The following is an 11,730-nucleotide window of genomic DNA, read 5'->3' as shown; positions in this document are numbered from 1 at the left end:
AAGTGTTTCAGCTGTTTTCAATACCGTATTGTTTCAGTTTCTTACTCAGCGTGGTCCGATGCAAGCCCAGACACCGCGCCGCGGGTGCACATTGTCCATGAAATTTTTCCAGCGCGACTTCCATCACGGGCGGCTCAATCAGCGCCAGCAGCTGCTCATAAATATTCGCAGCCTGTTCCGGGTCCGTCAGCTGTGCTTCCGCCCACTCTTTCAGCAGCACACTGATCTCCGCTTCCGATCCCGCCGGGGCCTCATCCATTCCGAGAAATGACTGCGACACCGCAGTTGGCAGATCTTCCGGCAAAATCGTTCCCCCGCGTGCCCGCAATGCCGCATGCTCAATTGCATTCCGCAGCTCCCGCACATTTCCATACCAGGGTCGCCGCTCGAGCTCCGCAACCGTTTCTGCAGTCAGGCGATGCTGCATTCCCGTTTGTCGATCCACAAACCGCTCCAGAAAAAATTCCGCGAGCACGCGAATGTCAGCCACACGCTTTCTCAGGGGTGGAATATCAATCTGAAAGGTACACAAACGAAAATAGAGGTCGTGTCGGAATTTCCCTTGTTTGATTAACGACTCCAGATTTCGATGCGTGGCAGCGATCACTCGAAAACTCGTCTTCACCCGCTGATTCGAACCGACGGGCAATACTTCACCCTCTTCCAGTGCACGCAGCAGTTTAACCTGAATCGCCAGGGGAATGTCGGCGACTTCATCCAGAAATAAAGTCCCCTGATCGGCCTGCTCCAGAAAACCGACCCGCGCTGATTCCGCACTCGTGAATGCCCCCTGCACATGACCAAACAGTTCGCTCTCCGCAAGTCCCTCACTCAGTGATGCAATATTTACCGCGACGAACGGACCCGCTGCGCGGTCACTGAAGCGATGAATGGCCTGTGCCGCCAACTCTTTTCCCGTTCCACTTTCTCCTGACAACAGGACACTCGCTTCCGAGCCCGCCACCAGCGCAATCGACTTGAAGACGTTTTGCATCTCAGGCGTCGAACCAACCAGGCCCTCCACCTGCTTCGGTTCACCCGGTGTCAGTTCATCACGCTGGGACTCATCGATGGCTTTCTCAAGCACGCGCTCCATCTGATTCAGATCGAACGGCTTCACGATATAATCAAAGGCTCCTTTACGAACCGCTTCCACTGCCGTCTGCAAATCACCATAGGCGGTAATCACAATCACCGGGACAGGTCCGATACGATCATAGAGTCCCTGCATGGCTGTCAACCCGTCCATGCCGGGCAGACGCACATCCATTACCACCACATCCGGACGTTCCTCTTCTGCAAAGTTTAAGGCCTGTTCTGCCGACGAAGCCATCCGCACCTGATGACCGAGGCTCTCACCCAGTTGGCTTAAACCCCAGCAGATTGATTCTTCATCATCAACGATTAGTAATTTCGACACACACTTTCTCCACCTGAAATACAGGTAACTCTACGATAAAACAGGTCTGCTGACCTCGACGTTCCCAGAACAACCGTCCGTTATGATTCTGCACGATTTCCCTGGCGACAAACAGGCCCAGCCCGGTTCCGTCCTTTTTCGCTGTTACCAGGGGCTCAAACATTTTATTGACAATGGCTGATTCAGGCCCCGGCCCGGTATCTGTCACCTCCAAAATAACAGACTCTGGACCACCTGGGAACAGCTTCAACCTGACTTCTGCTTCTGAATCACTCTGGGAATCAGGATCCGTTTTCACTGACAATGTTGCTTCAATGGCGTTCAGAATCAGATTGGACATTAACTGCTCCAGAGATTCTGTATCCCCCTGGACTGTCATTGGTTCCTCTACCGATTCATTAATGAGCTTGATGCCCCCATGTCGCGCGGTGGGCTCAAGCAAACTCATCAGCCTCTCGACGATCTCATTCAAGCACACCGGTTCAAAACTGGAAAAATGCCCGGCTTTGTTTTCCAGAAAACTCTGCAGGTATTGTTCGATCATGCAGAGTTGTCGATTGGCGACCTGCAATGTTTCATCCTGCTCACTGTCGGCACATTTACGCAAATACAGGTCCAGAGCAATCCGACAGCCAGTGACTGCATTCCGCAGTTGATGCGCAATCGCGCCGCGCAGCTGTCCCAGTGTTTTCAACCGCTCACTCCGTTTGACTTCATCCTCATAATCTCCCAGCAGTTCCGCCATCTGGTTAATGGAAATACTCAGATCGCGAATTTCATCGTTTCGCGCTGGCAGGATCATGGGATGAAAATCACCATGGGCAATCTGAGCAACTTTGCGATCAAGCCGCTGCAAAGGACGCGTGACCCGACCTGCAATTACTGTCGCCAGTATGGCAACCACAATCAGCGCGATACTGCCTGCCAGTAAAGAAGGGTAAATCGCATTCGACAACGCTTCCCGATACGCTTTGACCGGATAATAAATGTGTAAGTACCTTAATTCCTTCGTCCGCGCCGGTTGTTGAATCTTGACCACCGTATGAAAAAAATGGGTATCCCCGGTTTCAATCACATCAGAGATCCGCAACTGATTCCAGTCAGGTGGTTCCAGTTTGACGGCCACTGGTACGTAATCAGGTCGCGTCGAAGAGTACACCTCGTTGTCCTGATCCACCAGCACAAAGTCAGCCCCCGATAAACCTTTGGTCTGATTCAGTACTGCTCCGGTTAACGGAAACGTCGCCTCATCCAGTGTATGTGCAATCTGGCGAAACTGATCTCGGATCTGTAATTTGATCTGATTGGTGGCCAGCCAGGCATGCAATAACGTCACGACCACAATGGCACAGACCATAATACCCATCATCGGAATCAGAATCTGGTACCGTAACGGCCAGCGCATCGATCGATTGACTTTCTATGGGACAACGTAAATTCAGATAAACAGACAACGGACAAGAAAGCCCGCATGAATTTGTCCATTTTATGTTAAATACAGACCATAAAACACATTCAATCAGTCAGTTCGGATAGTATTTTCCAATCCAGACCTGCCCGTCGCGGCTTTCAAACCTTTCTCAACCCAACAGGCTGTCGCATTATTCGCCACGCGTGTCGAATTGAACGACAAATCTTTAAACTTTGATTACTGAGGAACATCGACTCAATTGATGTTCTACATTGCATACTGATCAGTCTGCATAAATCGTTGAAAACTACTACTTTGGAACGTCGTTTGCAGCTATAATACAGGACTCTAACCCCCGCCCCCAAAGTAAGCAGGAATCTTTAAAATGCGCACCAGACGTGGTTTTACTCTGATCGAATTACTGGTGGTGATTGCCATCATCGCCATTCTGATCGCACTACTATTACCCGCAGTACAGCAGGCCCGGGAAGCCGCCCGCCGCACCCAATGTAAAAACCATCTCAAACAGCTGGGACTTGCCGTACACAACTATGCCAGCAGCTATCGTTACCTCCCTCCCGGTGCCAGCGTAGACCTTTCTGTTTCTTCTACAGGGAACAACGGTTCCTGGGGCGTCCATGGCCGCATCCTCCCTCTGCTCGAACAGGGGAATCTTTATAACAACGTTGATCTTTCCATCGCCTGGGATTTTCAAACCGCCATCGATGGTCTCAAAATCCCCGTCTATGCCTGCCCCAGCGATCCCAACAGCGACCGTGTTCGCGACCCGGGTGGCGGAAAAGTCAAACTCTACCCCACCAACTACGGATTCAATTATGGAACCTGGTTCGTGTATGATCCCACCAATGGCAGCAGCGGTAATGGTGCCTTTTATCCCAACGCCAGTTTGAGCATGGCCTCATTTTTAGATGGCACCAGTAATACTCTGCTGGCTTCCGAAGTCAAAGGCTGGCAGCCCTATACTCGAAATGGCGGCCCTTCTACAACCAGCATTCCCGGAAGCGCTTCTGCAGCCGCCCCTATCGTTGCCTCGGGTGCCGACTTTAAAACCAATACCGGTCACACAGAATGGCCCGATGGCCGTGTCCATCACACTGGTTTTACTGTCACACTGAATCCCAATACTTATGTGCCTTATACCAATGGCGGAACTGAGTACGATGCCGACTATAATTCCTGGCAGGAAGGAAAAAACGGCAGCGCAGGATCTCCCACCTACGCGATCATCACCTCGCGCAGCTATCACACCGGCGTGGTCAATGCAGTTCTCGTCGATGGCTCCGTCAGAACGATCAGCGAAAATATCTCACTCGATATCTGGCGCGCCCTGGGCACCCGCAGTAACGGTGAAGTCCTCGGGGAGTTTTAACCTTTCTCGCAACGACAATTCAATCTGCGACAGAGTGGATCCGATTTCGGTTCCACTCTTTTTTTTGCCTGCATTTCTGCTCTCAACTTTCTTTTTCTGAATCACTGCTGTTAAGATGAAGAAAGAAAACAAACCTCTGTGACAGGTAATAAACTACTTTTGAGTTGAGAACAGGAAACATCATGACATTGAAACAAACAGCAATCGGGCTGATTCTTTCAGCCCTGCTTTGCGTATGCTCTCTGAATGAATTGAAATCTGCCGAGTCCAAACCTCTCACCGATTTCTCCGTGGATCAAAAAGATAAGACACACTGGTTTGACATCAAAAACCTGGGCGTCGAAGGCAAAGGCTGGACCGAAACGGAGTCCTTCTATAATCGCCTCCCCGCCAAAGCCAAAGGGGTGGTAAGGCCTCCCGTCTGGTCACTCAGCAAACATTCCGCGGGTCTGGCTGTCCGCTTCGTTACTGATGCCACAACCATCAAAGCCAAATGGAAACTGACGTCTGCCAATATCGCCATGAATCACATGGCGGCGACCGGCGTCAGCGGACTGGATCTGTACGTCAAAACGGAATCAGGTAAATGGCGCTGGCTGGCGGTCGGCAAGCCATCAAAACAGGAAAACAACGAAACTCTGATCTCAGGCCTGATTCCCGGCAAACGCGAATACATGCTCTACCTGCCACTTTACAACGGCGTCGAGTCTGTCGAAATCGGCGTTCCCGAAACCAGCCACCTCTGGAAAGCACCGCCGCGCGAAGCAGGCAAAGACAAACCCCTCGTCTTCTGGGGAACCTCAATCACCCAGGGAGGCTGTGCCTCACGGACCGGTATGGTCCACACCGCCATCCTGGGACGTCGCCTGGATCGACCGGTTATCAATCTCGGGTTTTCCGGCAACGGACGCATGGAACCCGAAGTCGCCAAACTGGTCGCCGAGCTGGATGCCAGCGTATTCATCATGGACTGCCTCCCCAACGTCACAGCCGAAACCGTCGCGCGGGAAACCGAACCACTGGTCAAAACGCTCCGAGCAGCGCATCCAGAGACTCCTATCCTGCTGGTCGAAGACCGGACCTATTCTAATGCCTATCTCAAAAAGAGCAGTCAGGATCGACATCGCACCAGCCGGGAGGCACTCAAAAAAGCCTATGAAAAACTGCAACAGGAAGGCGTCAAAAACCTGTATTATCTGGATGGTGAATCCCTGCTGGGAGACGACAGCGAAGACACCGTCGACAGCTCTCACCCGACAGACCTCGGTTTCTTCAGACAGGCGGATGCGTTCGAGAAAGTCCTGCGCCCCATTTTGGAACAGCAATCCAAGTGAGATCCGACCACTTCTGCCTCTTCCTGTTTCTCGTAACGCTGACTGCGTGCGGGAAACAGGAACCGCAGGCGGAAAATCCCACTGCTGTCGCACTGCCCGCGGATTCACACTTTCAGGAATTTCACGCCGAGATCCAGAACTTCTGCAGCCACTGCCATCTCTGTCCGGCTCCGGGTGTGCTGACAAAAGAAGCCTGGCGGATGCAGATCCCGCGCGAATATGCACACTTTGAACAGAATCCAAGTCCCAGCCTGCGAGTCCCGCCCCAATCAGAAGTGATCCAATACTTTGTTTCCCAGGCACCGGAAACACACAGCCTGCCAAAACAGTATGCCCACCCTGCTTCGGGACCTGTCCGCTTTCGTAAACAGATGATTCGACGAACTGATTCGAAATCACTCCCGGCAACAGCCCATCTGAACTGGGTCAGTGACCACTCACCTGAAGAACTTCTCTTAACGGACATGGGTTCCGGAGAGGTGGGACGAATTCGGTTTGATCCAGGACAACCTGAGTACGAACTTCTGGCAGAACTCAAACACCCCGCTCACATTGAACGCGTCGACCTGAACCAGGATCAGCAGGACGATTATCTCATCGCCGACCTGGGCAGCTTTGGGCCGGAAGATCACGACCGGGGAACCGTCAGTCTGCTGACATTCAATTCCAAAACGCACACGTGGCAGACACAAACACTTCAAGATCATCTGGGACGTGTCGCTGATGTCAAAGCAGCCGACTTTGACGGCGACGGTGATCTGGATCTGATCGTCGCTGAATTTGGCTGGCACAAAACGGGTCGACTGCTGTATCTGGAAAATGTCTCTCCTGCAAAGACAGAACTGAAATTTGAACAGCGCGTCCTCGACAAGCGGCATGGAGCCAGTCACATGCTGATCACTGACTGGAACCAGGATGGACGCCTCGACTTCGTCACCCTGTTTTCACAGGAACACGAAATCATTGTTGCGTTTCTGAATGAAGGCAATAATCAGTTTCGGAAAGAGACCATTTATCAGGCTCCCGATCCTGCCTATGGTTCATCCAGCATCGCGCTGGTCGATCTGGATCGGGATGACGACCTCGACCTGCTCTTTACCAACGGCGACACCATGGACAGCTTCGAACTCCGCTCGAGCCATTCACTGCAATGGCTGGAAAACAAAGGAGAATTCCCCTTTACCCATCATCCGATTGCACCGCTTACTGGTGCCTACTGCGCCACGCACGGCGACTTTGACGGCGATGGCGACATTGATCTTGCCGCCTGTACCATGACCTGGGATTACAATCAACCACGCAATACAATCGTCTGGTATGAACAACTCTCGCCAGGTCAGTTCCGTGCCTATCCCCTCGATTATTCAATGGGCCAGCATCCCGTCATCACCGCTGGTGACTTTGATGGCGACGGCGATCCCGATCTGGCTGTCGGCAATTTTGAAGGACGCGAAACAGATCAGCGAAACAAAAAAGAATGGTTCTCAATCTGGTGGAATGAAGGGCTCCAAAAACCGGAATAGTAACTTCTGTGTGTCTCAGGGCTTCAACAGATCACTGACGTTTTTCTCAGGATCGACGGAAAACACTGTTTTTGCATGCGGGTCAGAAACCAGGATGTTCTGTCCCTGGCGGGTGATACCCACCGGATTTTTGAATGGTTCGCCGGACACCCATTTTGCCGTGGTTCCGTCGGTAGAGACTTTCCAGAGTGCCTTCTCATAGCCGTCGCTGACAATCGCCGAGCCATCGTCAAAGACTACGACATCATGCGGGAAATTAAACGGTCGGCCTTTCACCACAACAGAGACTTTCCCGTCCGGACTGACTTTTAAGAGCTGGTCTGCCGTCCCGGAAACGACCCACAGATTTTCTGCCTGGTCCAATGCCAGTCCCCGGGGTGCTTCGACTTTGACAAACAGGGTCGGTTTGCCGCCCGCAGCCGGGACTTTCCAGATCTGATGCAGTTCCAGATCCGATACCAGGAGATCGCCGTTCTTCAATACCACCACATCCATGGGAATTCCAATTCCCCCGTTGGTGAGCGGTTGAGGCTTCGCACCCGCTTTTTCAAAACGATACACATCGCGTGTTGATGAATCGCCAGCCAGCACTCTTCCATCATTATCAAGGGCAATACAACGCACTGCATTCAGAGGCGTACGAAATACTTTAGAACCGGTAAAGTAACTGGTAGTCTTGTCATTCTCGACACTCCAGATGCCAGGCAGTTTGCGATCCGCCACATACACGGGACCTTTATCAGCTGCTGCAACAGAGAGCGGATACAACATCTCCGCAGCCTGTATTATTTGAGTGGTACTGAGAAATGTGAGAATGAGGCAGCAACGCGAGAGAAATGGCATCATGGAAAACCTGAGTAAAAACTAAAGTCAGTCAATCAGACCGTATTTTACCGAATCACTCCGGCAATTGCACTCATGATTTCACGTTCAGGGTCTCTGCAAGGAATTCCAGAAACGGGCGCTGTTTTGACGACGGGTCTGATAGATTTCCCGATCCTGCTGCAGCACCTCCTCATCCGGATAAACTTCAGTCGGATAGGGATAACTCTGCATCTCCCGGAACGGCAGCGGCTCGACCGACTGCCCCAGGATCGTATGCAGGTTGGCATCCTTGTCCCAACCTACATTATGCAGAATAAAATCACGTTTCCAGCCTGGTTTAACGGGCAATTCGGGTACGTTAAACCGCAGCCGCATTTCATCTCCTGAGCCCATGATCACCAGGCGATTGTCAGCCGCTTCCACCAGCGCTTTCACGTCGCCAAATCGCGTAAACCCCCCCTGCATCGGCGGCCACTGAATGCTGGTCGTGAGACTCAGATAGTCATAGCGTTCCGGTCCGTTGCCCGGATGGATGAGAGGCGTGGAAAAGCCACGATATTGCAGCAGCGCAGATTCCAACGACAAAGGTTGAGTCACATATTCAGCCGGCGTTTCGTCTACAGTAAAGAAGACCTGATCCCAATAGAACTCCATATTCGTTTCGATCCGTACACGATAATCGTCTGACAGAAACTGGTCGGTCAGATCCACTACGATTGTTTTCGTCTTCCCGCCAGGAAAGCCCATGAAGGGTTGAACGGTTTTCCATGCGCCATTTTTGTCTGGCACCGCCAGCGCAGGCGGTCGCGGCGAAGGCATCGAGGGATTCTCCGATAATGCCAGATTGATCCCCGTATCCGTCGGATAAATCCAACCCGTTAGAAACAGTTTGATCCGTGGAACTGTTTTTGAATTTTTAACGGCCTCGGTATTCAAGTCCAGTTCCAGCGCATGATCTTCCGTCAGCCCCTGTCGATATTTTTCGTCGAATGTTTTGGCATACACATCGTCCGCATCCTTGATTTCAGACAGTACGTCGCGGCCCTTGTGATTCACTGCAGCGCGGGGTGCCTGCGGACTTTGAACCGTATGAATTTTGAACGCCGCCAGATCGGGAGAACCAACCTTTTCATTCGAAAATATCTCCACATCTACAGGATGATCGATGGCCGTCAGTTGCACGGTATCGAAGTAACCTGCTTCCCACAGTTCTTCGGTGATCCGCAGTTCATAAAAACCATCTTTCGGCTTGAGTCTGTCTCCCTCAATCTTGAGAAATTCCCAGTCACGACAAGGCGCCACAACTCCTTGCGCAAACTGCAGACCAATGGGAGCTGCCCAGAGTAGATCGGTATAAAAGGAAAACTGTTCCCCATCCCAGGTATAAAGATAAGGACAGGACCCCATCAACGTCTGCTTCTCATAGATCCGCTGATCGGTTTTGGCGTTAATAATGTTGACGGGAATTCCATTAGTCCACAGTACGCGAATCGCTTCGGCGACACTCTGGTTCCCCAGTCCAAAATGGGTCGACTGCCCAGCGACAATCTGCGGCTGGTAAATCGTCCCGCTGCGTAATTCCAGCAGACTGCCGATGCCATAATGATTCACGCGCCCGCTGGCAGATTTGACTTCCCCTTTGATCTGCTCGGCCCGCAGTGAAACATCAATCCAGTGATAGTTATTCCCCTGATTCTGCCGCAGAACGATTTTATCTTGAAAGACAGTGATCACATCCAGACTGCCATCCTGATTCAGATCGGCAAGTCGGTACTTCTCAACTGGCTCCAAAGAAGTCAGCTCCTGATCTTTCACATACGCAGTCTGCTCAGTTCTCTGCTCCGCGGTTCCCAATAACAGTTGTAAACCGGTTGAATTCAATGCCACCACATCCAGTACGCCATCATTATTCAGATCACCGGTCTGTAACACGTTGCTCTGCAGGTCGACAGGATCGGCTCCTGTCATTTGCTTTACGGAAGCAATCTGCACACTGCCAGGTTCAGGCCGCCTGGTTTCAGCCAGCATCAGCTCTTTTTGACGCACACCAATCAAATCCCAGGAACCATTGCGATCAAAGTCCGCCAATACACATTCTTCAAAATGATTTGCTGTCAGCCCGCCATCCGCTTTGACTTGGGAAAAGGGACGCCAGCGGAACCGACCATGTCGTAAATTTTCCAGATAGCCTGCCTGTTTCGACAAGCGGCTGCATAAGATCAGATCGAGGTCCACATCCCGGTCCCAGTCGACGCGCACCATTGAAGTCACAACCAGATCCGCAGGAGGCAGTTGGCTGTGATCACTGATGTTTCGGAACGAAAAATCACCCCGATTTGACCAGAGCGAAAGCCCCTTCCCCGTGGAAGCCACCAGATCCAGGTCGCCATCATGGTCCAGATCAGAAAAATTGACAGCGAATACTTCGGCTAAAGTATCCAGGGTCTTTGGCTGTGCCTGGATCACCAGTGTGCGATTACCGGTTTTCGCATCAGCCTGATTCTTGAAAACCCTGATCCCTGATTTGCCATTGACGACCAGATCCAGATCGGCATCGCGGGTTGGCGAAATGGGAAACACTGTCGGCTCTGTTTTCTCAGTCGCCTCTGGTTGTGTCATCGTTTGCACATCCGCGTCAAGATCGACGAGCGTGACTTCTGCAAAATCGCCTGCTATTTCCTGCTGTGTGATCAAATTCCATGTCTCTCCGTTTTGAGAATAAACAGCAACCTGCGTCGCAGTCAGCACAATCAGGTCGGGTTTTCCGTCCAGATCGAAGTCGGCAACTTGAAGATCTTTAATGCCTGTCGGCAGATCCGGTGAAAAAGTAAGGGGACGTGCATCCGCAAACTCAACGGTACGCGGCTTCTGTTGAGCCGGCCATTCGACTGCCTGATAGAAGGCGGGCGGAAAGTCATGAATCACAAACTCCAGCGAGTTCTGTTCCACGCGTCGACGATCACTTTTGACGAGGTCTTCCGCGATCAACACATTTCGCAAAATCCGCGCGTTACGGAGTACCACATTCCATTTGTTGCCCTTGATCGCAGCCAGCGAATCTTCAATCAACTGATTTAAATCCAGGCGCGTATGAGCCTTGACGCTGGTCGCCAGGGGCGCTGACAGCGTTTTGACTTTCTCAAACACAGCAGTCGCCTGACCAGACTGTTGTTCTGCTGTGACCTGCAGGTACTCCAGCGTCAGAAACAGATTTTCAGGCTGCAGTTCCCACGCTTTGGCCAGTGACTCATTCGCCAGCGATGGTTCGTTCTGTTCTGGAATCTGCTTTTGTACCTGTGACAATTCGAACCAGATGCCGGCATCCTCGGGTTTCAGTTCTGTTGCATGCAGCAGGTCTGCCTGCGCCTGAAGTGGTTTCCCCAAAGCGGTATTAATACGGGCAGACAGAATTGAACTGACTGCAGACTTGGAGGAAATTTGAATCAGCTGGCTCAAAGCATTGAGGGCCTGCTCCGCCAGTTTCTCCCCTTCCGGCTGTTGAGCTAATTTTTCGGGCGTCAGTTGTAGCAGGCGGCAAATGGTTAAATCGCGAAAACCGATTACTTCTGTGGGTAACGCTTCTGTCAGTTGTTCCAGCAGACGATCTGCGTCGGCGTACTTTTCATTCTCCAGGTAAGCGACGCCTTCATTTTTCAGCTTCAACAGTTCATTTGCTCGATCATAGCTGATGGGCTCCAGTTTCCGTGGCGCGTTCATTAACTCCGGCGGTGCTTTGAGAGTCAGAAACAACGCCAGCATCCCCAGAAACAGGACCACAGCAGCTATGATGGCGAAATGCGAAAACCGGGACGGCATGAAACAAACCT

7 protein-coding genes are annotated in these 11,730 nt (G+C 51.8%); 3 read left to right on the top strand and 4 right to left on the bottom strand.

Annotated elements, in window-relative coordinates; translation table 11 throughout:
• Positions 1-7 precede the first annotated feature (7 nt).
• Both Pan161_RS01385 and Pan161_RS01380 read right to left on the bottom strand, forming a co-directional pair.
• Positions 8-1,420 carry a sigma-54-dependent transcriptional regulator gene (locus Pan161_RS01385; RefSeq protein WP_145223825.1) on the bottom strand — a complete coding sequence of 471 codons (1,413 nt, stop codon included), beginning with the start codon at positions 1,418-1,420 and terminating at the stop codon, positions 8-10.
• Positions 1,398-2,825, bottom strand: coding sequence for a sensor histidine kinase (locus Pan161_RS01380; protein WP_145223824.1), 1,428 nt, complete (start codon positions 2,823-2,825; stop codon positions 1,398-1,400). Before Pan161_RS01380 ends, Pan161_RS01385 begins: the two co-directional genes overlap by 23 nt.
• Positions 2,826-3,216: 391 nt before the next feature.
• Here Pan161_RS01380 and Pan161_RS01375 point away from each other — a divergent pair, with 391 nt between their 5' ends.
• The 3 genes from Pan161_RS01375 to Pan161_RS01365 all read left to right on the top strand — a co-directional run bounded on the left by Pan161_RS01375 (position 3,217) and on the right by Pan161_RS01365 (position 7,078).
• Positions 3,217-4,221, top strand: a complete 1,005-nt coding sequence (locus tag Pan161_RS01375; RefSeq protein ID WP_145223823.1) for a DUF1559 domain-containing protein — start codon at positions 3,217-3,219, stop codon at positions 4,219-4,221.
• 182 nt (positions 4,222-4,403) lie between these two features.
• Positions 4,404-5,555 (top strand): SGNH/GDSL hydrolase family protein, encoded by a 1,152-nt coding sequence (locus Pan161_RS01370; protein ID WP_145223822.1) that lies wholly within the window; start codon positions 4,404-4,406, stop codon positions 5,553-5,555.
• A complete protein-coding gene (locus Pan161_RS01365; RefSeq protein ID WP_145223821.1) occupies positions 5,552-7,078 on the top strand; it encodes an FG-GAP-like repeat-containing protein in 1,527 nt (508 codons plus the stop codon). The genes Pan161_RS01370 and Pan161_RS01365 overlap by 4 nt, the downstream gene beginning before the upstream one ends.
• Before the next feature lie 15 nt (positions 7,079-7,093).
• Here the strand turns inward: Pan161_RS01365 and Pan161_RS01360 are convergent, their stop codons facing one another.
• Positions 7,094-7,924, bottom strand: a complete 831-nt coding sequence (locus Pan161_RS01360) for an NHL repeat-containing protein (protein ID WP_145223820.1) — start codon at positions 7,922-7,924, stop codon at positions 7,094-7,096.
• Between the two features lie 84 nt (positions 7,925-8,008).
• Positions 8,009-11,719, bottom strand: a complete 3,711-nt coding sequence (locus tag Pan161_RS01355) for an FG-GAP-like repeat-containing protein (RefSeq protein ID WP_145223819.1) — start codon at positions 11,717-11,719, stop codon at positions 8,009-8,011.
• Positions 11,720-11,730 lie beyond the last annotated feature (11 nt).

Origin of the sequence: Gimesia algae, assembly GCF_007746795.1 — a bacterium.
GTDB classification, from domain to species: domain Bacteria; phylum Planctomycetota; class Planctomycetia; order Planctomycetales; family Planctomycetaceae; genus Gimesia; species Gimesia algae.
The sequence above is the reverse complement of the archived record's forward strand: the minus strand, read 5'-3'. Positions and strand labels throughout refer to the sequence as shown.